General features: G+C 66.6%; 25 protein-coding genes. 21 read left to right on the top strand and 4 right to left on the bottom strand.

Features of this window, described 5'->3' with window-relative positions; genetic code table 11:
• Positions 1 to 359 precede the first annotated feature (359 nt).
• A complete protein-coding gene (locus GPA27_RS19800) occupies positions 360 to 950 on the top strand; it encodes a tetratricopeptide repeat protein (protein ID WP_246261279.1) in 591 nt (196 codons plus the stop codon).
• A 22-nt stretch (positions 951 to 972) separates the two neighbouring features.
• On the opposite strand, the gene GPA27_RS19795 is transcribed toward GPA27_RS19800, so the two are convergent.
• Positions 973 to 2463 carry an aminotransferase-like domain-containing protein gene (locus GPA27_RS19795; protein WP_246261278.1) on the bottom strand — a complete coding sequence of 497 codons (1491 nt, stop codon included), beginning with the start codon at positions 2461 to 2463 and terminating at the stop codon, positions 973 to 975.
• A gap of 209 nt (positions 2464 to 2672) precedes the next feature.
• Between GPA27_RS19795 and GPA27_RS19790 the strand changes: the two genes are divergently transcribed.
• The 5 genes from GPA27_RS19790 (at position 2673) to GPA27_RS19770 (ending at position 5628) form a co-directional block, all read left to right on the top strand.
• Positions 2673 to 2999, top strand: coding sequence for a DUF2917 domain-containing protein (locus GPA27_RS19790; RefSeq protein WP_169142204.1), 327 nt, complete (start codon positions 2673 to 2675; stop codon positions 2997 to 2999).
• 178 nt (positions 3000 to 3177) lie between these two features.
• The gene (locus tag GPA27_RS19785; protein WP_211165120.1) at positions 3178 to 3609 is read left to right on the top strand and encodes a GNAT family N-acetyltransferase; all 432 of its coding nucleotides are present in this window, start codon (positions 3178 to 3180) and stop codon (positions 3607 to 3609) included.
• Between the two features lie 69 nt (positions 3610 to 3678).
• Positions 3679 to 4137: a hypothetical protein gene (locus GPA27_RS19780; protein WP_169142203.1), complete on the top strand. Its 459-nt coding sequence runs from the start codon at positions 3679 to 3681 to the stop codon at positions 4135 to 4137.
• Positions 4121 to 4708, top strand: a complete 588-nt coding sequence (locus GPA27_RS19775; RefSeq protein WP_169142202.1) for an ankyrin repeat domain-containing protein — start codon at positions 4121 to 4123, stop codon at positions 4706 to 4708. Before GPA27_RS19780 ends, GPA27_RS19775 begins: the two co-directional genes overlap by 17 nt.
• A gap of 11 nt (positions 4709 to 4719) precedes the next feature.
• Positions 4720 to 5628 (top strand): LysR family transcriptional regulator, encoded by a 909-nt coding sequence (locus tag GPA27_RS19770; protein ID WP_169142201.1) that lies wholly within the window; start codon positions 4720 to 4722, stop codon positions 5626 to 5628.
• Between the two features lie 17 nt (positions 5629 to 5645).
• Here GPA27_RS19770 and GPA27_RS19765 read toward each other — a convergent pair whose 3' ends face one another.
• Both GPA27_RS19765 and GPA27_RS19760 read right to left on the bottom strand, forming a co-directional pair.
• A complete protein-coding gene (locus tag GPA27_RS19765; protein ID WP_169142200.1) occupies positions 5646 to 6566 on the bottom strand; it encodes a general secretion pathway protein GspB in 921 nt (306 codons plus the stop codon).
• Between the two features lies 1 nt (position 6567).
• Positions 6568 to 8250, bottom strand: coding sequence for an ExeA family protein (locus GPA27_RS19760; protein ID WP_169142199.1), 1683 nt, complete (start codon positions 8248 to 8250; stop codon positions 6568 to 6570).
• Positions 8251 to 8501: 251 nt separating this feature from the next.
• On the opposite strand from GPA27_RS19760, the gene GPA27_RS19755 reads away from it, so the two are divergent.
• The 11 genes from GPA27_RS19755 (at position 8502) to GPA27_RS19705 (ending at position 18504) form a co-directional block, all read left to right on the top strand.
• Positions 8502 to 8993, top strand: a complete 492-nt coding sequence (locus tag GPA27_RS19755; RefSeq protein WP_169142198.1) for a hypothetical protein — start codon at positions 8502 to 8504, stop codon at positions 8991 to 8993.
• A 77-nt stretch (positions 8994 to 9070) separates the two neighbouring features.
• A complete protein-coding gene (locus GPA27_RS19750) occupies positions 9071 to 9460 on the top strand; it encodes a VOC family protein (RefSeq protein ID WP_169142197.1) in 390 nt (129 codons plus the stop codon).
• Between the two features lie 32 nt (positions 9461 to 9492).
• Positions 9493 to 9957 (top strand): SRPBCC family protein, encoded by a 465-nt coding sequence (locus tag GPA27_RS19745; RefSeq protein ID WP_169142196.1) that lies wholly within the window; start codon positions 9493 to 9495, stop codon positions 9955 to 9957.
• Between the two features lie 112 nt (positions 9958 to 10069).
• Positions 10070 to 10447, top strand: coding sequence for a hypothetical protein (locus GPA27_RS19740; RefSeq protein WP_211165119.1), 378 nt, complete (start codon positions 10070 to 10072; stop codon positions 10445 to 10447).
• 129 nt (positions 10448 to 10576) lie between these two features.
• Positions 10577 to 12127 (top strand): SIR2 family NAD-dependent protein deacylase, encoded by a 1551-nt coding sequence (locus GPA27_RS19735; RefSeq protein WP_246261277.1) that lies wholly within the window; start codon positions 10577 to 10579, stop codon positions 12125 to 12127.
• Positions 12124 to 15648: a WD40 repeat domain-containing protein gene (locus GPA27_RS19730; protein ID WP_169142195.1), complete on the top strand. Its 3525-nt coding sequence runs from the start codon at positions 12124 to 12126 to the stop codon at positions 15646 to 15648. Before GPA27_RS19735 ends, GPA27_RS19730 begins: the two co-directional genes overlap by 4 nt.
• Positions 15649 to 15705: 57 nt before the next feature.
• Entirely contained in the window at positions 15706 to 16188 is a 483-nt protein-coding gene (locus GPA27_RS19725) for a GNAT family N-acetyltransferase (RefSeq protein WP_169142194.1), read from the top strand.
• A 200-nt stretch (positions 16189 to 16388) separates the two neighbouring features.
• Positions 16389 to 16952, top strand: coding sequence for a hemerythrin domain-containing protein (locus GPA27_RS19720; RefSeq protein WP_169142193.1), 564 nt, complete (start codon positions 16389 to 16391; stop codon positions 16950 to 16952).
• 67 nt (positions 16953 to 17019) lie between these two features.
• The gene (locus tag GPA27_RS19715; protein WP_169142192.1) at positions 17020 to 17658 is read left to right on the top strand and encodes a glutathione S-transferase; all 639 of its coding nucleotides are present in this window, start codon (positions 17020 to 17022) and stop codon (positions 17656 to 17658) included.
• 21 nt (positions 17659 to 17679) lie between these two features.
• Positions 17680 to 18117, top strand: a complete 438-nt coding sequence (locus GPA27_RS19710) for a DUF3592 domain-containing protein (protein WP_169142191.1) — start codon at positions 17680 to 17682, stop codon at positions 18115 to 18117.
• A 39-nt stretch (positions 18118 to 18156) separates the two neighbouring features.
• Entirely contained in the window at positions 18157 to 18504 is a 348-nt protein-coding gene (locus GPA27_RS19705; protein ID WP_169142190.1) for a GFA family protein, read from the top strand.
• Between the two features lie 42 nt (positions 18505 to 18546).
• Here GPA27_RS19705 and GPA27_RS19700 read toward each other — a convergent pair whose 3' ends face one another.
• Positions 18547 to 19893: a sigma-54 interaction domain-containing protein gene (locus GPA27_RS19700; RefSeq protein ID WP_169142189.1), complete on the bottom strand. Its 1347-nt coding sequence runs from the start codon at positions 19891 to 19893 to the stop codon at positions 18547 to 18549.
• A gap of 195 nt (positions 19894 to 20088) precedes the next feature.
• Here GPA27_RS19700 and GPA27_RS19695 point away from each other — a divergent pair, with 195 nt between their 5' ends.
• Genes GPA27_RS19695 through GPA27_RS19680 form a run of 4 tightly spaced genes read left to right on the top strand, consistent with a single transcriptional unit; the run spans position 20089 to position 23351 of the window.
• Positions 20089 to 20619: a cupredoxin domain-containing protein gene (locus tag GPA27_RS19695; RefSeq protein ID WP_169142188.1), complete on the top strand. Its 531-nt coding sequence runs from the start codon at positions 20089 to 20091 to the stop codon at positions 20617 to 20619.
• An 8-nt stretch (positions 20620 to 20627) separates the two neighbouring features.
• Positions 20628 to 22121 carry a cbb3-type cytochrome c oxidase subunit I gene (locus tag GPA27_RS19690; protein WP_169142187.1) on the top strand — a complete coding sequence of 498 codons (1494 nt, stop codon included), beginning with the start codon at positions 20628 to 20630 and terminating at the stop codon, positions 22119 to 22121.
• A 10-nt stretch (positions 22122 to 22131) separates the two neighbouring features.
• Positions 22132 to 22746: an SCO family protein gene (locus GPA27_RS19685; protein WP_169142186.1), complete on the top strand. Its 615-nt coding sequence runs from the start codon at positions 22132 to 22134 to the stop codon at positions 22744 to 22746.
• Positions 22743 to 23351, top strand: a complete 609-nt coding sequence (locus tag GPA27_RS19680) for a hypothetical protein (RefSeq protein WP_256223044.1) — start codon at positions 22743 to 22745, stop codon at positions 23349 to 23351. Before GPA27_RS19685 ends, GPA27_RS19680 begins: the two co-directional genes overlap by 4 nt.
• The last annotated feature ends 17 nt before the right edge of the window (positions 23352 to 23368 follow it).

The raw sequence follows: 23368 nt of genomic DNA, 5'->3' as shown, positions 1-23368 counted from the left end.
GCCAGGGACTGATGTCCCTGGCCGCCCCTTGTTTCGTCCGGCGACCAATTGCCGCAACGTGCCGATCATTCATGGGCGGGACAGCGCATAATCTGGCTGGACGAATCGATGACCGGTCAGACGGACCGCCCGAACTTGCATACTGAGCTTGCGAAGCCAGGATGACACTTCACGCAAACGTCACATGCCCCGCTTGCATGAGCCAGGACTGTCGCAAGTCCGGTTGGCGGTCGGACGTCGAGAGGCAGACGAATCCTGGGCTTCGGCCGTATCGTTGCCGCGCCTGTCACCACCGTTTTTGGGCGCCCCGCGAGTCGTCGGGCCGACGCTTCGGGTTTTCGGCGGGGGCGCTGCCCCTGTTGATCATCGCTATCGGCGTGTTTTGGGCGTTCGGCGAGCCGCGAGTGGACGGAGACGCGGCACATGAGCCCGTCCCGGCGGCAACTGCGATCGATCCCCATACGCTGAGGGCGGCGCAGGAGGGGGATGCCGAGGCCCAGGTCCGTATTGCGAAGGTCCTGCTGTTCGGCGGTGTGCAGGCCGGCGAGCAAGCGACCGAAGCGGTGCGGTGGCTGCAATCGGCGGCGGAGAAGGACCATCCCGCGGCGATGGTGATGCTCGGAAAACTCTACCGTAGCGGCTTCGGTGTGCTGCAGGACTACGGCCAGGCGGTGAAATGGATCCGGACGGCAGCCGAACGGGGCGACCCCGACGGGATGCTCGAGCTGGGTCGGCTGTACCGTGACGGCCTCGGTATTCCGCGGGATCCGGTGCTCGCCTATGTGTGGTTCAATCGTGCGGCCGCGGCGCTGCAGGTCGATGCGGTACGACATCGCGCGGACGTTGCACGCGGCCTGACTCCGGAGCAGTTGAAGGCTGCGCAGGCACAGTCATCGGCATTTGAAGCCAGTCAACGCGACGCCGCGCTGGCGAAGGACAACCGCGAATGACCGCGCCTCGGCTCGGCCAGGGTCATGCGGCGGTGCAGTTGGCAACTTCGGCCTTAGGGGCGTCCGCCCTGCGATCCGCGGCGAACTGAGCCGCCGCGAACGCCCCGAGGCGCCGGATCGCGTCCTCGATGCGCGGCGACCACGGGTTGCCGCAATTCAGGCGCAGGCAGTTGCGGAAGTGGGCGGCGGCGGAGAAGAGTTCTCCGGGCACGATCGCGATGCCGGCCTGCGCCGCGTCCTCGAACAGCGCCATGCCGTCGCCGCCGGCCGGTAGCTCGACCCACAGCACGAAGCCGCCCTGCGGCTGCGAGATGCGCGTTCCCGCCGGAAAGTAACGCAACACCGCCTCCGACATCTGCATGACCTGTTTGTGGAAGGCGCGGCGCAGGAAGCGCAGGTGGCGGTCCGAGGCCGTCGATTCGAGATAGCGTGCGGCAACCGCCTGCGTCACGGGGTTCGTCGCGCCCGAGGTCAGCGTCTTCTGCAACAGCACTTCGGCGTGGTAACGCCCGGCCGCGACGTAGCCGAGACGCAGCGACGGGATCAGCGTCTTCGACATCGACGAGCACAGCATCACGTTGCCGGTGGTATCGAAGGACTTGAGCGGCCACGGGCGCTGCGGGCCGAAGTAGAGTTCGCCGAAGATGTCGTCCTCGATCACCGGGATGCCGCGCTCGGCGGTCAGCGCGGCGAGGCGGCGCTTTTCCTCGTCGGGCATCAGGCTGCACAGGGGATTGTTGAAGTTGGTCACGAGCAGGCACGCGGCGATGCGCCGCTCGCGGCTGGCGATCTCGAGCGCATCGACCGACAGGCCGAGCCGCGGGTGGGTCGGGATCTCCAGCGCCTTCAGTCCCAGCTGCTCCAGCAACTGCAACATCAGGTAGTAGGACGGTGATTCGACCGCGACCGTATCGCCCGGCTTCGTGACCGCGCGCAGGCACAACAGCAGGGCCTCGGTGCAGGAATTGGTGACAACGATCTCGTCGGCCGCGAGCGCCTGGCCCCAGGTCAACGAATGTCGCACGAGTTGGCGCACTAGCTCGGGGTGGTTGAGCATGGAGTGGCTCGCCGCATCGAGGAGGTGCTCGGCACGCCGCCCGATCTGCCCGTACAGCCGCTGCAGCGGCGCGATCGGCAGCAGTTCGGGGGCGGGGAGGGCGGCGCCGAGCGGCACCATGTCGGGGCGGCTGTTCAGTGTGACTACGCGCATCAGCCGGCTGCTGATGGCGACCGCCACCGGGCGGCTGCGGCGCGGCCGCGCTTGCGGTTCGAGCTGGGTGTTGTGGCAGGCGGCGGGCGGCCGCACGAAGAAGCCGGACTGCGGCCGCGCCTCGATCTGGCCGCGCTCCTCCAGCTGCCGCAGCGCCTGCACGACGGTCGAAATCGACAGCTTCTTCTCCCGCGCCATCGTGCGCACGGAGGGCAGCCGATCGCCCGGGCGCAGGATGCGCTCCGCGATCATGCCGGCCAGCTCGTCGGCGAGCTGTTCATAGCGCAGCGTGCGTTGGTCCATGTCCATCCCGTCCCGGCAAACCGTCGCTTTGCATTGTCTCGCCGGCCGTCCGCGACCGAAAGGCACAGTTGCCCCCATTTCCGACCAGTACACTTCAAAAAAACTGCTGACTGTATCGATGTCAATTTCGTTTCCGTGTGTCTGTACTGAATTGGTCGCGATTCCTAGACTGGCATTGCGCGATCAATGACGATTTCAGGAGAGCGATCATGCGGATGTTATCGAGCAGCGGAACGATCCAACTGGACGAATGGAGTCCGCTCGCCTTGCGCGACGCGAGCGGGCTGCGTGTCGAATGCACCCACGGCCGGATCTGGGTGACGGTCGAAGGGCAGGCGGGCGATTTCTTCCTCGTCGCGGGCGAGGGGATGCGCGTCTTCAGCAAGGGCTTGGTGCTGATCGAGGGGGTGCCGCGTGGCAACGTGCGCCTCGTCGCTGATGCGCCGTGGCCGATTCGCTGGGCGGGCCGCCTGCTGCGCCGTCTGTACCGTCCGCGTGCGCTACGCGGTACGGGCGCCGCCGGGGCAGCGATCTGACCGAGGGGGCGGACGCGGGCGTAGAATTTCCCGCCTGAAGCTGACCATCGAACCCCTCACGCCGGAACGCTGGTCCGACTTCGAGACCGTGTTCAATGCCAGGGGCTGTTCCGTCGCCCGCGGCTGCTGGTGCATGTACTACCGCCTCAGCGGTCCGCGCGGTCCCGAAGTGGATGGCATGAAGAGGGCGCAGGCCTGGCATGCCCGCTTCCGGGCGGTGGTGGCCGAGGGGCCGCCGCCGGGCCTGATCGCGTATCGCGACGGGGCGCCCGTCGGCTGGGTGTCGCTCGGCCCGCGCGAGGACTTCGCGCGGCTCGGGCGTTCGCCGGTGATGAAGGCCGTCGATGAGCAGCCCGTGTGGTCGATCGTGTGCTTCGTCGTGCCGTCGCAATACCGCGGCCAGGGCGTGGCGCGTGGGCTGCTGGAGGGGGCGATCGCCTACGCTGCGCAGTGCGGCGCACGCGTGCTGGAGGCCTATCCGGTGGATCAGTCGGAGCGGTCCCGCGACGATGCGATGTGGTTCGGCGCCAAGTCGATGTATGACGCCGCCGGGTTCGAGGAAGTGGCCCGCCGCAAGCCGCACCGGCCCGTTGTCCGCCGCATCCTGTAGAGTGGCTGACATAGCAGGCGCGGTGGGGAATGCACACCGCGTCGCACCCAACCCACATACTCCGTCCCGATGCCCGAATACCTCTGGACTGACCGCCACTTCGACGAGATGTCATGGCATGACTGCAATGTCCATGGGCTGCGTGTCGTCGAGGGGGAATACGGCGCCGGCGAACTGATCCTCGACCTGGACTACATCGTCGAGTGGCTCTGCGAGGCGCAGGGGTGCAGCTTTCGTATCGTTCCCGCCACGTTGCGCTTTCTTGAAGTCACGAACCTGCGGCTGGCGCTCGACTACGCAAGCCCGGGCGCGGCGATGGGGCCGTTTTCGATCCATGCCATCGAGCGCCGCGACGAGCCGCGGGAGCGCTATGTGGCGCAGGTGTGGAACATCGCGATCAACTGGCCCAAGGGCGAGATCGCATTCGAGGCGAAGGGCTTCGAGCAGCGTGCGACAGGGGCGCCGGTGGTGAGCGCGGCCCAATGCCTGCGCCCGGACGAGCGGGGGAACCATGGCCAGGCAGGATGACGAGCGCTGCGCCGAATACCGGCAGTTCGCAAAGATCGACGCGGCCTTCCGCTGCGGCGATCTCGCCGCCCTGCGGGCCGCGGTCGATGACCCGGCGGATGTGCCGAACGGACCGATGCCGCTCACGGTCGGCTCCTGCCTAGAGTACGCGATCTACCACAGCCCGCTGGTGTTCATCCGTGCGCTGCTGGAGATCGGCGCGGATCCGAATGCGCCGGACGATGGCGGCTTTCCGTCGCTGATCGCGGCGCTGTCGTGCACGAATCCGCATCCCGGCGTGCCCGGACGCAAGGACGTGGCGGAGATCGTCGAGCTGCTGCTCGCCTTCGGCGCGGATCCCGACCAGCGCGGCATCAACGACTACACCGCGCTGCACATGGCGGTGGGCGAACGCAATTTCGCTGTGCTGGAACGTCTGCTCGAGGCGGGGGCGGACCCGACGCTGCGCACGCGCATCGACGACTACGAGACCCCGCGCGAGATGGCCGAGCATGCCGGGCTCGTACAATTCGCCGAACGGCTCGCTGAGCACGAGCGGCGGCGCCGGTTCCCGAACCGTTCGCACGACTGACCGGACCCCCGATGGACCGCTACACCGAAATCCGCAGCTTCGTCCTCGTCGCCGAAAAGGGCAGCTTCGCCGCCGCCGCGCTGGTCGAAGGCGTGACGCCGGTCGTCATGGGCCGCCGCCTCGACGGCCTCGAGAAGCGTCTCGGGGTGCGCCTGATGCACCGCTCGACGCGCGGCCTCACGCTCACCGACCTCGGCGAGCAGTTCCTCGAGCAGTGCCGCCACCTGATCCACGAGTTCGACGAGGCCGAGACCAGCGTCAGCGCCGGGCGCGACACCGTGCGCGGACACCTCGTCGTGTCCGCCCCCGCGGCCTTCGGCCGCCGCCACGTCGCCGCCCATGCGCCGGCCTTCAAGGCGCGCTATCCCGAGCTCAAGCTGTCGTTCAACCTCACCGACAGCGTCGTCGATCTGGTGCGCGAGGGCTACGACATGGGCATCCGCATCGGCGAGGTCACCGATCCGAACTATGTCGCCGTCCGCCTCTTCCCCAACCGGCGCGTCGTCTGCGGCACGCCGGACTATTTTGCGCGGCACGGCGAGCCGCGTGTGCTGGAGGATCTGGCGCACCACAATTGCCTCGCGTTCAACCTGCAAGGCGGGCAACAGCGCGGCTGGAGCTTCGTGCGCGACGGCAAACTGGTCGCGGTGCGCGTCGATGGCGACCTCGACTGCAACGACGGCGAGCTCCTGTATAGCTGGGTCAGGCAGGGGCTCGGAATCGGCTGGCGTTCGACCTGGGAGATCCAGGCCGAGCTCAAGCGCGGCGAACTCGTGACCGTGCTCGACGAGTTCGCTGCGCCCACCTACGACATCCAGGCCGTGTATCCGCAGCAGCGCTACCTGCCGGCCAAGGTGCGGCACTTCATTGAATACCTGAAGGGCATCTACAACACGGCGGGCTACTGGGAGCGCGGCTAGCTCTAGGCCATCCGCGCCTATTGCTGGGCGCGGAAGCGGTAGCCCTGGAAGTCGAGCACCACGCCGTCCTTCTCGGCGCTGGTGAGCGTCACGCCCGGCACGACTTCCTCGCCTTCCTGCACCAGCCGGTCGTTGATCACGACCATGCGCTTGCCCGAGTCCGGCGCTGCCGCGAAGCCGGAAATGTCGAGGCGCGGCAGGCTGCCGCGTACCGCGGGCGGCAGTTCGTGGATGCTCAGGATGCGTCCGTCCGATCGTTTGCGGTTGGCTGCCGGTGCAGGTGCTGCAGGACTTGCGGTGGCGATGCGTGTGGCGGCGGGAGCGGGAGACGGTGAGGGGGGCGCAGACTCGGCCGACCTCCGCGAACCGGACTCGCTGCGGCGGACCGGTGCGACGTCGGCGGCCAGCGTTTGGATTTCGGGTTCCGGCGGTTCGCGGCGTGCTCTGGATACGGGTGCAGCGGTTTTCGTCGCTTCGGGGGCCGCCGCCGATGGGCGCACAGGGGCGAGGGGCGCGAGTGTCGGTTGTGAGGCGGGTGCGGCAGCGGCAAGCGGAGCAGGCTGCGGCGCCACCGCCTGCGGCGCTGCAGGTTCAGCGAGGGCGGTGGGGGCGGTGGCGGACTGGCTCGGGCCCGCCGGCACCTCCTGTATTGCCTGCGGCGGGGGGGGCGGTTGCGGTATGGGTTGTGCCCCCACGGTCTGCTGCGGCGTTTCCGCAGCCTTTGCGACGGGCGCCGGCGCTGCCTGCCACGGGCGCCACCAGCCGAGAATGGCCGCCGCGAGTGCGAGCGCGAAACCTGCTGCGAGGTAGGGCGGGCGGGGCGTGGCCGTGTGAGCCGTCGCGCTCGGCGTGGTCTCGGGAAGGGTGTTGAGGTCCGGCACCTTGCCGCGATGGCGCGCGTGCTCGGATTTCTGCAGGGCTTCGAGGATGTAGGACATGCTATGGGGCCTGCTTCGTCAGGACGGGCGTGCCGGGGTCGGCCAGGGCCGCGAGGCGCACGATGGTCAGCGGGCCGACCACCCCGTCTTCGGGCAGCCCGGTGCTGCGCTGGAAGGCGCGCATGCGCTCCTCGATCCGGGCGGTGTAGGTGCCGGCCGGCGCTTCGGGCTCCGCGAGGCCCTCCCAGCGCCCGAGCTGGCGCACCACCCACGCCACGTCGGCGCCGCGCATGCCGGTGCCGACGGTGCGGTGCCATCCGGACGGCATCCGCCACAGCAGCGTGTAGTGGCCGTGCCATTGCTGCCGCAGGCTGTCGAGCGCTACCTCGCGCGTGTCGCCGGCGAACGAGATGCGGGCGCGTTCGCCGTCGATCGCAAGCAGCGTCGCGAGGAAGTTCGGGCCGTCGGGTTGGCGCAGTTCGACGATGGCCGGCGCGTTCATTGCCCGCAGCTCGTCCAGCCCGCCGTCGCGCCGCAGGCAGCCGAAATCGCGGTGCGCGGCAAGGCGGCAGGCGTCGTCGATGCCCACCAGCCGTGCGTCCAGCCCCCACAGCGCGAACAGGCTATGTACGGCCATCACCTCGTGCAGCCAGTGTTCCTCGGGCCTGGGCCAGGCGATCGGCGCCGGGGGCGGTTCCGCCGCAGTGGCGACAGGCGGCGCGCCAGCCTCGGTGCTCGCGGCGTCGTCCGCCTTGCGGTCCGGAGCAGGGGGCGCAGCAGGTTCCGCGGACGTCGCGGGGGCCGCTGCGACGGGTGTTGCCGTTCCGATTGAGGGATCCGAAAGGCCGTAATGCCAGGCCGCGGCCGCGCCGCCCGCGAGGGCGATGCCGAGAACCGAGGCCAGCGCGATCCGCCGTGCCGCGAATGCCTGCGGCACGGAGCCCAGCACTTCGCCCGCCGCCTTGTCGAGCGTGCTGCGCCCGACGCTCGTCTTGCCTTCGACGTAGGCGCCGAGCAGCGCTCGGTCGCAGATCACGTTGATGAGCCGCGGCGTGCCGCCGCTCAGGCGGAACAGGCGGTCGATCACCGCGTCCGGAAACAGCCGCTGCTGCCCACCGGCGACCGCCAGGCGGTGATTCACGTACGCGCCTACTTCCTGTCGCGACAGCGGTTCCAGGTGATAGCGCGCGACGATGCGTTGCGCGAGCTGCCGCAGTTCCGGCTGCGCGAGACGTTCGCGCAGCTCCGGCTGGCCCAGCAGGATGATCTGCAGCAGCTTGCGCTCGTGGGTCTCGAGGTTGGTGAGCAGGCGCAGCTGTTCCAGGACCTCGTTCGACAGGTTCTGCGCCTCGTCGACGATCAGCACCGTCTTGCGCCCGCGCGCGTTGGCGTCGAGCAGATGGCGGTTGATGCGATCCACCAGCACCTTGATCGAGCGCTCGCCCGCGGCGACCGGCACATGCAGCTCGTCGCACAGCGTCGCGAGCAACTCCACGGTGTCGAGCTTGGGGTTCAGGATGAAGGCGATGTCGCAGCCGTCCGGCACCTGCTCGAGCAGGCAGCGGCAGATCGTCGTCTTGCCCGTGCCGACCTCGCCGGTCAGCAGCACGAAGCCGCCATCGACGCGCAGCCCGTACAACAGGTGCGCGAGCGCTTCGCGATGACGTTCACTCATGAAGAGGTAGCGCGGATCGGGCGCGATCGAGAAGGGCGCCGCGGAAAACCCGAAATACTCGTTGTACATGCGTGCGTCTCGTCTCCGCCGGAGCCGCCGGGCGTCGTTACAGGGAATCCGGAGTGCGCGTCGTGGGGCGCTGCGCTAGTGTCACACTATCAGGGCTCCGGGCGCAAACGATCGGCCCGTGTCCGTGCTTGCTCGCGTGCAGTGTTTAACGGCGAAAGGCGCCTGTCATGTCTGCCGGAACACAAGCTGCGACCGATTGGGCGCGTCAGTGGTCAAACAAACGTGATTCCCTTGTCTGCAAGGAGACGACAATGGGCAAGATCTGGTTTGTGCCGGGACTGGCGCTGATCGCTGTCCTAGGCGGATGCGCGGGTACGGAAGGGGGGCGGGAAACGAAGGGGGCGGCCGCGGAGATCCTGCAAGTGCCGCTGACCGCAACGCGGTACAACACGGGACGCGTCGGGAACGCGATGCTCGTCTCGCGCGGCGGCGAGACGACGGTCACGCTGCAGCTGAGTAACGTGCCAAGCTACGCTTCCCGCCCGATCCATCTCTACACATACATCCACGGGGGGCGCTGCGAGGCCATGAGCGAGCGTCCCGCCTACGAGCTGAATGATCACGTGCTTGCGAGTCCTCTCGGGCGGCCGGGTGCGATTGCCGCCTATCGCGGACCGGTCACGCTCACCAACGTCGCCCCGGTATCGCTGCAGAAACTGCGCGACACCCCTCACGCGATCAATGTCCTCACGGCCCCGGCGGACGGTAACCGGAGCATCTCTTGCGGGAACATTGCGGGCTGAGTGCCGTCGCATATCGGACGGACGTGCGGCGCGGGGTCCGTCCCGATTGAGGCATCTCATGGAGGCGGAAGCGTAGGATGACGATACGACTCGATCACTTCATCGTGCCGTGCCGCAACAAGGCGGCATCGGCCAGACTGTTGGGAGATCTGCTCGGGGTGCCTTGGGCGGAAGCGGGTATCGGGCCGTTCGCGCCGGTGTACCTGAACGACGGCTTGACCCTGGATTTCTTCGAGACGGACGAGACCTTTCCCGTGCACCACTACTGTTTCCGTGTGAGCGAGGAGGAGTTCGGTGCCATCCTCGGACGGATCCGGGCTGCGGGAATCGCTTTCCGCAGTACGGTGCGCGGTCCCGTGGATTGGCAGGTGGGCGCGGACTACGGCAATGTCTATTGGAACGAGCCGGATGGGCATCAGTGGGAGATGCTGACGGTGAGTTACGCCCGTCCGTCATTGTCTGCATAGGGATCGGTCGTGGCGACGACAGGAGGACGAGCATGAGCGAAGAACCCGCACGCACTACCGAATCCACGGCCGACCGCGCGTTCGTGCATTCGCGCCTGATCGACGCGCCGCGCGAGCGCGTCTTCCGGGCCTTCAGCGATCCTGCGCACCTCGCGCGCTGGTGGGGGCCGAAAGGCTTCAGCAATACTTTCGAGGAATTTGATTTCCGGTCCGGCGGCAGGTGGCGCTTCATCATGCACGGACCGGATGGCAGAAACTACCCGAACGAAAGCGTGTTCATCGACGTCGTCGCGCCGGAGCGGATCGTGGTCGAGCATGTCGTCGGTCATCATTTCGAGCTGACGATCACGCTGACGGCGCAGGGCGAACGGACGCTGGTCGGCTGGCGCCAGGTATTCGATACGGCGGCGGAGAAGCAGCGCATTGCCAACTTCGTGACCGAGGCGAACGAACAGAACCTCGATCGCCTCGCCGCCGAAATGCTGAACGTCGTTTGAGTCGTGTATCGGGCATGCCGAATGAGCGCGGCTTGATGCAAAATTGCTGCCGCGCTGCGGTGGACGGTTCCGCCCGTCGTGCGCGACTATCGTTCAACTCACCGCGAGTCTTATGGCCATCACCCGCATTCACCTTGCCGCGGCGACCGCCGTGGCCTTCTCCGCCATCGTGCTTGGCGGTACCGTGATCCGTATCGCCCTGTCGGGCGACGCCTTCATGCTGCGCTTCAGCTTCTCGCAGCCCCTGACGTGGATCATGGGGCTGATCGGCATCCTGGTCGCATGGGGGCTGCTGAAACACTATCGCTGGGCGTGGTGGCTCGGCATGGGGGCGGCCGCCTACCAGCTCTACCGCGTCGGGAGCGTGCTCGTCGAGCACTTCAGCTTCTCGCGCCCGCCGGCCTTCTGGCCGCTGCTGGTCGCCGTGCTGATGCTGACCTTCCTCGTGCTGGCCTTCCCGTCGCACGTGCGGGCGTCCTGCAGCCGCTGACCTGCGGTCGTGCTTCGCCACGGCAACTCCAACGGCATCGTGACAGGAGAATGTGCTGCGCCGGCAAACCTGATGGTATGAGCTATATTTCCCGGGATAGTACAAACGTATTTCGGGGAGGGCGCGCACATGCTGCATCTCCGTTTTTTCCTGTCCTCACCGGGAGATGTCGCCGACGAGCGCACCTTCGCGCAGCAGGTCATCGAGCAGGAACTGCCGAAAGACCCGCTGCTGCGCGGCCAGATCACATGCGAGGCGATGCGCTGGGACGATCCGGCTGCGCCCGTGTCGATGCCCGCCACCCTCAGCCCGCAGGATGCGGTCAATCGCGGCCTGGCGAAGCCATCGGAATGCGACGCCGTCATCGTCATCCTGTGGTCGCGGCTCGGCACGCGGCTGCCGGATACCTGCACCCGGCCCGACGGCAGCCCGTATCTTTCCGGCACCGAATGGGAGTACGAGGATGCGCTGGCGGCCAAACCGCCGCCTTTCATCCTCGTCTATCACCGCAAGGGCAAGCCCGATTTCGGTGATCCGAACGATCCCGATTTCGACGAGCGGGTGCAGCAGTTCCGCCGGGTAAAGACGTTCTTCGACCGGTTCCGCAACCCGGATGGATCGTTGAAGGGGGGCTACGCCGAATACGACACCCCGCAGGAATTTCGCGATCGCCTGCGACTCGACCTGCGGGCGTTCATCGAACATCAACTCGCCGCAGGGAAAACGGATGCGCGGGCGCCCCGGATCAAGGCGCCGCCGCCGTACGGGCGCATCGTCAAGGCGCTGAATTCGGGCATGGTCGTGCCGATCATCGGCAACGGCATCAGCCACTCCGGGCGTCCGCCCGATGTCCGCTGGAATCCGCAGGAGCTCAGGTTCCTGCCCAGCGGTGCGGAGCTTTCGCTCTTTCTCGCGGACGATACCGAGTTCCCGTCGGAGAAGGAGCGCGATCAACTCGCCGAAGTCGCGTCGTACTACGAGGCCTTCCACACGCGCGACGCGCTGCATGAGCGCCTGCGCCAGATCCTTGCGCCGCAGGCAGTCGCCGGGGTCGCCATTCCTTCGCTGTACGGATTCCTGGCGGAAGTGTCGCGGCCGCTGCTGATCATCACGAGCAACTACGACACCCAGATCGAGCAGGCTTTCCGCGCCGCCCAGCGGCCCTATGACCTGGTCGTCTATTCCGAATTGAAGGATCTCGGCAATGCCGTCCTGTGGTGGCCGCATGGGGCCGCGCAGCCGCAGACGCCGGCGCCCAACGAGCTCTATATCGATCTCGACACGACCACCGTGATCTTCAAGATGCACGGGTCGATCCTGCCCGAGACGTCCGAATGGGACAGCTTCGTGATCACCGAATCGGACTACGTGGAGTTGCTGTCGCGCATCGCCAGCAAGTCCGCGATTCCGGCACTGTTCGCCACGCATTGCCGCGACCGCAACCTGCTGTTTCTCGGTTACAGCCTGCGTGACTGGAGCTTCCGCACGATCCTGCAGAGCCTCAATCGTTTCTTCGCCAAGCGGGCGGCCGCGGCAGGGGACGACGAGATCCAGTCCTGGGCCATCGACGACCAGTTCTCGGAACTCGAGCTCAAGTTCTGGCAGAAGCGCGGGGTGTACCCCTATGAGGTGACGATAGACGAGTTTGTCCGCACCCTGCGTTCGAGGATGACGCCGTGAGTGCGGACAGCGACGAACGGGTGCGCTGCCCCTACGTGGGCTTGCAGCCGTTCGAGGAGCGCGACCACGAATTCTTTTTCGGACGCGAGCGCGACCAGCACATCATCATCTCCAACCTGCTGTCCTCGCCGCTGACGATCCTTTACGGCGCCAGCGGCGTCGGCAAGAGTTCGGTGTTGTTGGCGGGGGTGATTCCGCAGTTGCGTCGCGAACGGCCGAAAACCCCCGTGGTCGTGTTCCGCAACTGGGTGGACCGCGACTTCCAGCTTGCTCTGACGCGTGCGTGCATCGACGCCGTGTGGGCGCAGCATGCGGACCAGCCGAAGCCGGCGGAGTCGCTGCCCTTCGACGAAGTCCTGCGGGCCTGCGGCGAGGCGGCCCACGGCCCCGTCCTGGTGCTCTTCGACCAGTTCGAGGAGTACTTCCTCTACCACCCCAAGTCCACCGACCCGAACTCCTTCGAAGCGCAGTTCGCCCGTGCGGTGAATCGCGATGACGTCGATGTCGGCTTTCTCATCGCCTTGCGCGACGACAGCCTCTCCAAGCTCGACCGCTTCCAGGAACGCATTCACAACCTGATGAGCAACCGCCTGCGGCTGAATCATCTCGACACTGCCGGGGCCGCCGTCGCCATCCGCAAGCCGCTCGAGGTGTGGAACGCCAGGCAGGCGCCGGGGCAGCCGCGCGTCGACATCGAGGACGGGTTGATCGACGAGCTGCTGCGCCAGGTGCGCATCGGCGAGGTGTCGGCGGGTCGCCACGGCGGCAGCGGCGGTAGGCAGGCGGACGATGGCTACATCGAGGCGCCTTTCCTCCAGCTCGTGATGGTCCGGCTGTGGGAGGAGGAGCGCGAAGCGCATTCGTACACCCTGCGGCGAGCCACGCTGGACCGCCTGAAAGGCGCGAACGAGATCGTCCGCACGCACCTGGACAATGCGATGGCCCGACTGGACGAGACCAGTCAGGCGGTGTGCGCCACCTTCTTCGATCGCCTCGTCACCCCGACCGGCAGCAAGGTCGCCTGCAGCGCGGCCGACCTCACCAGCTGGGCGGGCGAGCTGGCACCCAAGGTGCCCGAGGTCCTGGGGTCGCTCTCCGATGCGCGAAACCGCATCCTGCGCACCGTTGCCGTGCCCGACCGTCCGGACGCGACGCGCTACGAGGTGTTCCACGACGTGCTTGCGCCGGCGATTCTCGACTGGCGCCGGCGCTACGTTGCCGACCAGGGGCGAGCCGCCGAGGTCAGGCAGGCGCGCGAGCAGGCCGCGAAGCGCGCGCTGCGCCAATGGCTGTTCGCGTTGGGCGTGATGGCCGGCGCTGCAGTCACCGGCTGGATCTACGCGTCGTGGGAGGAGCGGCGCTCCGGGGCGAACCAGAAGGCGGCCGAATCGATCTCCATCGCGCCCTTCGATGCGGGGCGCGCACTCGATCTCGCCCTCGAAGCGGTCGAAGCGACGGCACCATTCGGCCTGTCGCCGACCTTCGCGGCGCGGATCGGGCTGGCGCCGACGGCTGTGGCCGAGGATGCCTTGCGTCAGGCGATCCAGGCCTCCCGCCTGGTGTGGACCTTGCCGGTGAGCAAGAAATGGGTGTCGGACCTGGCGTTCAGCCCCGACGGGCGCCGGCTGGCCACGGCGGACCAGGACAAGACGGTCAAGCTGTGGAACATTGCCGAAGGGCGCCCGCGAGAACCCCTGACGTCGTTCGCTCACGACAAGTGGGTCCGCAATGTCGCCTTCCTGCCCGCGGGCGACCGGCTCGTGACCTCGGCCGAGGACAAGGCCTACCTCTGGGCGGTCGATGCGCCGCAGACACCGCTCCGCACATTCGAGCACGGAAGCCCGATCTACAGCGCCTTCGCCGTCAGCCAGGATGGCAGGCGCCTTGCGACGGGCGGTGCCGGTGACAAGGAACACAAGGGGCGTGTGATCAAGGTGTGGGAGCTTGATGACTCCGCGACCGAAACGGTGCCGCTCACCACCCTCGATGTCGGTGGCGCGTGGGTCATGGGGCTCGCCTTCAGCCCGGACGGCTGTTGCCTGGCGACGGCTTGCGTGGAGCGGGGCGAGGGGGACCGAACCGCCGCCGGCATGTGGAGCCTGACAACCGGCGCCGAGATCCTGCGGCTGCCGCTCACCGAGGCGAGCGATGCCGTGGCGTTCACGCACGGCGGAAAATCCCTGGTCACCGCCAGCCGCGACGCGTGGGTGCGCGTGTGGCAGCCTGCCGGCGAGACGCTCGACGAGCTGCTCGCCCGGGTGGGCGAATCGAACCCGCCGCCCGGTGCCGAACTTTCACTGCATCCGGACTGGAGCATGCGCATCCTTGCCGGTCACGGCGACCGGGTACGGGATGTGGCCGCGAGCCCGGAGGGCAGGTACCTCGCAAGTTCCGCGGGCGACTCCACGGCCAGGATCTGGGACAGCGAAACCGGCGAAAACCTGCTGACGCTGGTCGGCCATACGTCCTTTGTCGAGGCGGTCAAGTTCACTCCGGACGGCCGCCATGTGGCCACTGCGAGTCGCGACGGAACGGTAAAGTTCTGGAACATCGAGGGCCACTTCAAGACCGTCACCAGCCTCGCATTCAGCGCCGATGGACGCCAGCTCGTCACGGGCAGCGGCGACCGCACGGCAAGGATCTGGGATCTGTCCGGCGGTTCGCCGGTCCTGCGCCACATGCTGCGTGGGCATACCGGTCAGGTGTTCCGTGTCGCTTTTGCTCCAGGAGGCGCGCAGGTCGCGACCGCCGGGCTGGACAACACGGTCAGGCTTTGGGACGTGGCGAGTGGCGCCCAGACGGCCATCCTGCAAAAGCACAAGGATCAGTTGCGGGGGCTGGCGTTCAGCCCCGACGGCAAGCGGCTCGCGAGTTCGGGCGCCGATGGCTACGCGTGGCTGTACGAACTCGATGACAGCGGTTATCGCGCCGTATCGGTATCGCATGGCGGCAAGAGCATCATCCAGGCCTCGTCCGTCGCTTTCCATCCGGGCAAGGAACAGTGGGCGACCAGTGGCTTCGATGGCAAGCTCCAGTTGTGGGACTTCGCTGCGCGGAATGTCGGCACGATCGAGCTTCCGGAGGCGGCGCGCAAGCTCGGGACGCGCTTCGCCGAGTTCGCCTTCAGCCCCGATGGCGCCCATGTCGCCGCGCTCGTGCAGCGCCGTGTGTACCTGTGGCCGGTCAGCGCCTTCGGGCAGCCAAATGCCGAGCCCGTCGCCACCTTCACCATCGACGGCGTTCGTTACTGTGCCGCAATCGCATACAGCCATGACGGCAGGCAGCTTGCCGTCGCGTGCAACGATGCCGGGGTGAGGGTCTTCGACATGGACAAGCTCGAACTCGTGAAGACCATCACCGTGCACAAGAACGACGTGCGCGACCTCGCCTTCAGCCCGGACGGGACCCGACTGGCGACGGCGAGCAGCGACAGGACCTTCAACGTGTCGCCCCTTGCCTTCGAGGAATTGTACGCAGCGGCGCAGCGTCTCCAGCGCGAGACCCGGGGTGGCGAGGACTAGCCACGCGAATCCGCTCCGGACAGGGTTGTCCGGAGGTCATGCATGAGAGGAAAAGGAATGATCGAGATTGCCCCTTACTCGCCGGCGCATGCCGACGGTGTCGTCGATGTGATCCTGCCCATCCAGCAATCCGAATTCGGTATCCCGATCACGCTGGAAGGGCAACCCGATCTGCGCAACATCCCCGGCTTCTATCAACAGGGGCGCGGCAATTTCTGGGTTGCGCTGGACGACGGCCTGCCCGTCGGGACCATCGGCTTGCTCGATATCGGCGCGAACCAGGCGGCATTGCGCAAGATGTTCGTGAAGGCCTCGCACCGCGGCGGGGGGCATGGCGTCGCGCGGCACCTGCTTGAAACCCTGCTGGAGTGGTGCCGGACATGCGATGTGCATGACGTGTTTCTCGGCACGACGGCGAAGTTTCTTGCAGCGCATCGCTTCTACGAGAAAAGTGGCTTCCGCGAAATCGCCCGAGCTGACCTGCCGGCGAGTTTTCCCGTGATGGCGGTCGATTCGAAGTTCTATTGCCGGGCGCCCTGATCGCAAGGCAGCCGCACTCGCGGCGCGGGCGTGGAAGCCTATTCCCATGTTTCCTTCATGGTAGAACCTGCCATGAAGGCCGTGTATGCTTTTTGGATCGATCGGCGGCTCGAATCCCTTATCCGTAGAAGGACTGGTCCAGCCCCAGGAATCCGGCCGCGCTCGAGTTGGCGAATGACCGTTGTTTCACTGAGGGAAACATGTTCCTACTCGACAAGCTGTTCGGCAGGATCAAGGGGGCGGCGCCGGCCGCGGTGGCAGCGGGCGACTCATCCGGATTAGCGCCGGTCCGTGCGCCCGCCGCTCCGGCGACGGGAGCCGCAGCGCCGGGTACGCAGATCCGGCACGATCAGGCCCTGATCGCCACACTCATGCAGGATCACGTGGCTTTGTTGGATATTCATTCGGCCATTACTGCGGCCCTCGACGGCGGGCGGCTCGATGTCGTGCAGAGGCGGCTGGAGGAGTTCAGAATCGCGCTCATGGATCACCTGCTCAAGGAAAACGTCCGGCTCTACGTCTATCTGGAGCATTTCCTGCGGCCGGACGCGGTCAGTCACCAGCTGATGCGCGAGTTTCGACATGAAATGGACGGAATCGGACGCGTCGTCGTCGATTTCCTGGACAAGTACAAGGAGCTGGGCCGTCACTCGGAACTCGCCGGGGCATTCCGGAAGGATCTCGCTGCGATCGGGCAGGCCCTGGTGAGCCGGATCCGGCGGGAGGAAGATATCCTCTATCCAATGTACCTTCCCGCGGCGTGAGGCGGGCCCGGAGCGTCGTCGGTCCCTCGCATCCGCCTGATTCGATTCGTACACTCGAGGAGTGACAATGAAGCTGATCGGCATGCTCGACTCGCCCTACGTCCGCCGCGTGGCGGTTTCCATGCAGCTTCTCGGGCTGCGCTTCGAACACCAGTCGCTGTCGGTGTTCCGCAATTTCCCCGAATTCCAGACGATCAATCCCGTCGTGAAGGCGCCGACCTTCATCTGCGACGACGGCGAGGTGCTGATGGACTCGACGCTGATCCTGGAATATGCCGAAGCGCTCGCCCGGCCGGGTCGCAGCCTGATGCCCACGTCCGTGGCGGAGCTTCAGCGCGCGCTGCGCGTGATCGGGCTGGCGCTGGCGGCGTGCGAGAAGAGCGTGCAGATCATCTACGAGCGTGGACAGCGTCCGCCCGAGAAAAGGCACGAACCGTGGGTCGAGCGCGTGACGGGACAGCTGCTTGCCGCCTTTGGCGCATTGGAGCAGGAGGTGAAGCGGCGACCTCTGGCGGCGACGAGCGAAACGATCGACCAGGCGGGCGTGACGACGGCGATCGCGTGGCACTTCGCGCAGCAGACGCTTCCCGAGGTGGTCCCGGCAGCGAACCATCCGAACCTGATGGCGCTTTCGGCCAAGGCCGAAGCCCTACCGGAATTTCTCGCCGCGCAGTACGGGGCGGGTACCTATCGGCACACAGGCTAAGGGCGGGGGTGGAGGCCGACCGTGTCCGACGAGTTCTTCCTCGGTGTCGTCTTGCCGGTGATCTTCCTGCTCGCGGGGACGGGGCTGCTGACCATTGCCGCACGCCAGGGGGCTCGTACGCGGGCGTTTCTGGAAACGGCCAGGGAGGCCCCCGGGGAGGTTGTCGCGCTGGAGGAGGAGCCCGCGATGGAAGCGGGAGATCCGCGCACGTATCGGCCGGTCGTTTCCTTCACGGCGGGTAGCGGGGCGCAGATGCGCTTCAGCGCGCTGGCCCATTCGAATCCGCCTGCGTACGCACTTGGCGCGTCGGTCCGTGTCCTTTACGATCCCGGGCGGCCCCATGAGGCGCGAATCAGATCCTTCCGCGAACTGTGGATGGCGCCGCTGCTCCTGGGTGCCCTGGGCGGTGTTTTCTCCGTGCTGGGGGCGGCCATATTGCTGGGCTACATTCCCTTATGAGTTTCCGTCGGAGCCGATTCCGATGAAAGGAGCAAGGTGATGATCTACAAGGGGAGCTGCCATTGCGGACAGGTGGCCTTCGAGGTCGAAGGCGAACTTACCCAGGTGATGGACTGCAACTGCTCGATATGCACGCGCAAGGGGGCGTTGATGTGGTTCGTTCCCCGCGACAAGCTGCGCCTGCTGACGCCGGAGGACAAGCTCAGCACCTACACCTTCAACACGCACACGATCAAGCATCGCTTCTGCCCGACCTGTGGCATCCACCCGTTCGGCGAAGGGACGGATCCGCAGGGCAACCGCATGGCGGCGATCAACGTGCGTTGCCTGGAGGGCGTGAAGCTCGCGTCCTTGCCTGTGAAGCACTTCGACGGGCGTTCGCGATAGGCGCTCCTGCCTGCCGGGCCAGGGCGCCCGTTGCCGATCGGCTCAGGCGCGGTTGAGCCGCTTCCACAAGGTCGTACGCGACATACCGAGGCGACGGGCGGCCTCGGCCTTGTTTCCGCCGCACGCGTCGAGCATGCGATTGATCTGCGCGTGCTCCTCGTCCGGCGTCAGTGGTGTCGCATAGTAGCGCGTCAGCGGCAAGGGCGGGTGCGCGGCAGGGGGCGATCCGGCCCGCGCCGCCACGTCGGGCAACAGGTGCCGCGGCAGGATCGTCGCGCCATCCGAGTTTACGACCGCATATTCCAGCGCGTTGAAGAGTTGCCGTACATTCCCGGGCCAGGCGTAGGCCTCCATCGCCACGATTGCCTCCGGCGACAGTCGCAGCTCGGGCCGGTGGTAGCGTCCGCTCAGCTCGCCGAGCAACTGGCTCGCGAGCAGTGCGATGTCCTCCCGGCGCTCTCGTAACGCCGGCACGTGCAGCGGCAGGACGTGCAGACGGTAATAAAGATCCTCACGAAACTCGCCGCGGGCGACCATCGCAGCCAGATCGCGGTGCGTCGCCGCGATGACGCGTACATCCACCTTGCGCGGATGATTTTCCCCCACACGCACGATCTCCCGTTCCTGCAGCACGCGCAGCAGCCGGGTCTGCGTCGCGGGAGAAATCTCGCCGATTTCGTCGAGCAGCAGCGTGCCGCCGTTGGCCGCTTCGAAACGGCCGATGCGCGCGCCGGTGGCGCCGGAAAACGAACCTTTCGCGTGACCGAAGAGTTCGGATTCCTGCAGGTTCTCCGGCAGCGAAGCGCAATGCACGGCCACGTACGGGCCTTTTGCGCGCGGCGAATTGTCGTGCAGCGCGCGGGCGACCAGTTCCTTGCCGACGCCGCTTTCGCCGGTGATCAACACGTTCGCTTCGCTTGCCGCGACGCGTAGCGCCTTCTGGTAGAAGTCCTGCATCGCACGGCTGCGGCCGGTGAGCCCGCCGAGCTGCCAGCGGTCGCGCACCTCGGCTTCCAGTTCCAGCTCGCGCGAGCGGTCGCGCAGGATGATCGCGCAGTACAGCCCGGATTCGTTCGGCGGCAACAGCATCGCCCACATGCGCAGCGGGATGTCGATGCCTGCCGGCGAGCGGATCACGATGTCCTGGATTTTGTCGTCCTCGCCCTTCGCCGGGGTCAGCGAACATTGTCCGCGTGCTTCGCAGGCGCGGGCGCACTCCGTTCCCGGGAACAAGGTCGGGCACAGTGCATCGACCACGCGCGGATTGTCGCGCCCGATCATCCGCGCGGCGGCGCTATTTATCTCGAGCACGCGGCGCGTGGCATCCAGAAACAGCACGCCTTCTTCGAGGCTGTCGAGAAACACCCTCAAGGTCGCCAGACTCGGCATCGAAATCCTCCTTCCGTTCAGTCTGAACGTTCAACGTGAACGTTCAGTTGTGCTGGCGACCACATTTCAACAGCGATCGCGGCCACGAAAAATGATTGGGATCAATCGTTTGCAGAAGGTGGCACGGTGCTGGCTAAGTGAATGCACGGGGGACGTTCCGTCCCGAAAACGATCGCATGACAGGGAGAATTCACCGTGCAACCAATCGCTTGGCAAATATCGCTAGTGCTGATGACGCTCGTCGCCTTCGGCTTTGCCTTTGTCGCCATCAATTCCGGCCGGCGCCAGGAAGACTACGCACCGCTGCAGAAGAGCGCCTATCGCCTGCGTACGCGGCTGTTCTGGGGGCTGGTGCTGGTATTCGGACCGGCCATGATCTACACGCTGCTGGATCTGCCGTACGACGCGGCACGCGCACGCACCGGTTCGGGGGCGGTGCAGGTCGTCGACGCGACCGGTTACCAGTGGCGCTGGGAACTGAGCCGGGATCACGTCGCCGCGGGCCAGCCGGTCGAGTTTCGCGTGACCAGCGCGGACGTCAATCACGGTTTCGGCATCTACGACGCCAATCTGCATCTGGTCGCGCAGACGCAGGCGATGCCGGGCTACACGAACACGCTGCGCCACACCTTCACCGAGGCCGGAACCTACAAGGTCCTGTGCATGGAGTACTGCGGCGTCGCCCACCACAACATGATGACCGAGATCAGGGTCGTCGCTCAGTAACGGAGGACATGAACGTGGCGACCTACACCTACGAACACACCCCGGACCACGGGGCAAAGGCCGGCGTGCTGGCCTATCTCGCGACCTCCGCCGCAGTGCTGCTGCTGATGATGGTCTTCGGCCTGCTGATGCGGCTGGAGCAGGCGCAGTGGATCTCGATCGGCGCGGACCGCTTCTACGAACTGATGACGCTGCACGGCGCCGGCATGGTCGGCATCGCCGCGATCGCCGGCGCGTCGGTGATGTGGCACTTCCTGCGCCAGTACGTCGACCTGTCGTCGCGCATCTTCATCGCCAACCTCGTGCTGTTCCTTGCCGGCGTCGTGATGATCCTCGGCAGCGTGCTGATCGGACACTTCCATGGCGCGTGGACCTTCCTGTTCCCGCTGCCGGGCAAGTCGATGGGCATGTGGAGCCCGGGCGCCGCGGCACTCTTCATGGGCGGGCTGCTCGTCATCGGCGTGGGATTCCTGCTGCTGCATCTGGACATCGCCCGCGCGATCGTCGCGCGCTACGGCAACTTCGCCCGCGCGCTCGGCTGGCCGCAGCTTTTCGGCCACGACGACGGCAAGGCGCCGCCGCCGACGGTCGTCGCCAGCGCGATGGTCACGATCGTCAATGTCATCGGTCTGGTCGTCGGCGCGAGCATCCTGACGATGATGCTGGTGAACCTCTACGTGCCGGGATTCGACATCGATCCGCTGCTGGCGAAGGGCATGATCTACTTCTTCGGCCACATCTTCATCAACGCGACGATCTACATGGCGGTGATTGCGGTCTACGAAATCCTCCCGCGCTACACGCAGCGGCCGTGGAAGTCGAACAAGGTGTTCCTCGCGTCGTGGACCGCCTCGACGCTGATGGTGATGTTCATCTTTCCGCACCACCTGCTGATGGATTTCGCGTTTCCAAAATGGATGCTCGTCATGGGCCACGTGATCGGCTACCTCAACACCGTGCCTATCCTGGTCGTCACCGGCTACGGGGCGCTGATGATCGTGTATCGCTCGGGCATCCGCTGGGACATGGCGTCGAAGCTGCTTTTCCTGTCTCTGTTCGGCTGGGCCGCGGGCGCGATGCCGGCCTTCATCGACGGCACCATCACCGTGAACTATGTGATGCACAATACGCTGTGGGTGCCGGGCCATTTTCACACCTACTTGCTGCTCGGCATGGTGACGATGGTGTTCGGCTTCATGTACTACCTCGGCAAGCCCGACCACGAGGCCGACGATCGGCTGCTCGATCGCATCGCGTTCTGGCTCTTCACCTCGTCGGTGCTCGGCTTCACGCTGAGCTTCCTGTATTCCGGCAAGGAAAGCGTCGCCCGCCGCTACGCTGCCCATCTCCCCGAATGGGTGCCGTACGACCGCATCGGGGCGGTGTTCGCGATGCTGGTGATCGCCTCGTCGCTGCTGTTCATCGTCCGCTTCTTCTCCCGCATCGGACTGGCGCGGCACGACTACCAGCGCGCTCCGGTCGCGCGCGCTGCCACCGCATGAGTCCCGGCACATGACTAGCGTCGCGCACAGCGTCGCCGTCACGGCGCTGGTGACCGTCCTCGGTAGCGGCGCCTTCTGGTGGGGCACCGACGGCTTCACCGCATTCACCGCGGAGACCGCGCGGCGGGCAGACGTATTGCGCGCGCCGCGCCCCTTGCCCGCGGCCGTCCTCGAAGACCAGGACGGCCGCGTCTTCGGCATCGACGACTACCGCGGACGCCTGCTCGCGGTCGAGTTCATCTACACCCGCTGCACCACGATCTGCAACAGCCTAGGCATGGCGTTCCGGCAGATTCGCGACCGCGTGCCGGCCGATGCCCTTGGGCGCGATGTCGCGTTGCTGAGCATCAGCTTCGACCCTGAGCGCGACGACCCCGCGAGTCTCAAGGCTTACGGCATCGCCCACGGCGCCGACGGCGAGCACTGGCGGCTCGCGCGGGTGCGCGATGCGGCGCAGCTGCGGGCGTTGCTGGAGGCGTTCGGTGTCGTCGTCATCGCCGACCGCTTCGGCGGCTTCGAGCACAACGCCGCGATCCACCTCGTCGGCCGCGACGGCCGGCTCGTCGAGATCAGCGATCTCGATGTGCCGCTGCAATTTGCCGCGAAGCTCGAGGAGGCACTGTGACAGCCATTGCTCCCGATCGCGCCCGCATCCGCTTCTGCGCTCTCGGCGCGCTGTACCTGTTGCTCGCGGCCCCGCCCGTACGGAGCTGGCTCGAAGCGACGATGAGTGGCCACATGCTGGTGCAGATTCCGCTTCTCGCCGCGATCGGCTTCGCTGCCTGTCGCCTGCTCGTGGCGCACCACCAGGAGCGGCTCCTCGCCATCGCCGGCGGCCCGATACCGCTTGTCGTGGTGGCGCTCTTCGCGTCGAGTTGGTGGATGCTGCCGCGTGCGCTCGACGACGCGCTCGCGCATCCGCTCGTCGAGGTGGCGAAGTTCGTCAGTCTCCCGGCGCTCGTCGGCGTGCCGCTGGCGCTCGCGTGGCGCCGGCTCGGTATCATCGGCCGCGGATTCGTGTGGACCAACTTCATCAGCATGCTGGCCGTGCTCGGGTGGCTTTACCTCGCCGCGCCGCAGCGATTGTGCAACAGCTACCTCGTCGATCAGCAGGAAAGCGCCGGATGGCTCATGGTCAAGCTTGCTCTGCTGCTGTTTGCGGCGTGGCTTGGCCACCTGTTCGTTGGTGGTCCCCCCGTGGGGAATCCGCGCGCCGTCCACGGGCCGTGACAGCGTGTTCCTGCCAC

The organism is Aromatoleum toluolicum (assembly GCF_012911005.2).
Classification (GTDB): domain Bacteria; phylum Pseudomonadota; class Gammaproteobacteria; order Burkholderiales; family Rhodocyclaceae; genus Aromatoleum; species Aromatoleum toluolicum.
The sequence above is the reverse complement of the archived record's forward strand: the minus strand, read 5'-3'. Positions and strand labels throughout refer to the sequence as shown.

Excerpts from the sequence above, each read along its gene's own strand:
- GPA27_RS19795 (WP_246261278.1), bottom strand. The coding sequence starts at position 2,463 with ATGGACCAACGCACGCTGCGCTATGAACAGCTCGCCGACGAGCTGGCC.
- GPA27_RS19790 (WP_169142204.1), top strand. The coding sequence starts at position 2,673 with ATGCGGATGTTATCGAGCAGCGGAACGATCCAACTGGACGAATGGAGT.
- GPA27_RS19785 (WP_211165120.1), top strand. The coding sequence starts at position 3,178 with ATGAAGAGGGCGCAGGCCTGGCATGCCCGCTTCCGGGCGGTGGTGGCC.
- GPA27_RS19780 (WP_169142203.1), top strand. The coding sequence starts at position 3,679 with ATGCCCGAATACCTCTGGACTGACCGCCACTTCGACGAGATGTCATGG.
- GPA27_RS19775 (WP_169142202.1), top strand. The coding sequence starts at position 4,121 with ATGGCCAGGCAGGATGACGAGCGCTGCGCCGAATACCGGCAGTTCGCA.
- GPA27_RS19770 (WP_169142201.1), top strand. The coding sequence starts at position 4,720 with ATGGACCGCTACACCGAAATCCGCAGCTTCGTCCTCGTCGCCGAAAAG.
- GPA27_RS19765 (WP_169142200.1), bottom strand. The coding sequence starts at position 6,566 with ATGTCCTACATCCTCGAAGCCCTGCAGAAATCCGAGCACGCGCGCCAT.
- GPA27_RS19760 (WP_169142199.1), bottom strand. The coding sequence starts at position 8,250 with ATGTACAACGAGTATTTCGGGTTTTCCGCGGCGCCCTTCTCGATCGCG.
- GPA27_RS19755 (WP_169142198.1), top strand. The coding sequence starts at position 8,502 with ATGGGCAAGATCTGGTTTGTGCCGGGACTGGCGCTGATCGCTGTCCTA.
- GPA27_RS19750 (WP_169142197.1), top strand. The coding sequence starts at position 9,071 with ATGACGATACGACTCGATCACTTCATCGTGCCGTGCCGCAACAAGGCG.
- GPA27_RS19745 (WP_169142196.1), top strand. The coding sequence starts at position 9,493 with ATGAGCGAAGAACCCGCACGCACTACCGAATCCACGGCCGACCGCGCG.
- GPA27_RS19740 (WP_211165119.1), top strand. The coding sequence starts at position 10,070 with ATGGCCATCACCCGCATTCACCTTGCCGCGGCGACCGCCGTGGCCTTC.
- GPA27_RS19735 (WP_246261277.1), top strand. The coding sequence starts at position 10,577 with ATGCTGCATCTCCGTTTTTTCCTGTCCTCACCGGGAGATGTCGCCGAC.
- GPA27_RS19725 (WP_169142194.1), top strand. The coding sequence starts at position 15,706 with ATGATCGAGATTGCCCCTTACTCGCCGGCGCATGCCGACGGTGTCGTC.
- GPA27_RS19720 (WP_169142193.1), top strand. The coding sequence starts at position 16,389 with ATGTTCCTACTCGACAAGCTGTTCGGCAGGATCAAGGGGGCGGCGCCG.
- GPA27_RS19715 (WP_169142192.1), top strand. The coding sequence starts at position 17,020 with ATGAAGCTGATCGGCATGCTCGACTCGCCCTACGTCCGCCGCGTGGCG.
- GPA27_RS19705 (WP_169142190.1), top strand. The coding sequence starts at position 18,157 with ATGATCTACAAGGGGAGCTGCCATTGCGGACAGGTGGCCTTCGAGGTC.
- GPA27_RS19700 (WP_169142189.1), bottom strand. The coding sequence starts at position 19,893 with ATGCCGAGTCTGGCGACCTTGAGGGTGTTTCTCGACAGCCTCGAAGAA.
- GPA27_RS19690 (WP_169142187.1), top strand. The coding sequence starts at position 20,628 with ATGAACGTGGCGACCTACACCTACGAACACACCCCGGACCACGGGGCA.
- GPA27_RS19685 (WP_169142186.1), top strand. The coding sequence starts at position 22,132 with ATGACTAGCGTCGCGCACAGCGTCGCCGTCACGGCGCTGGTGACCGTC.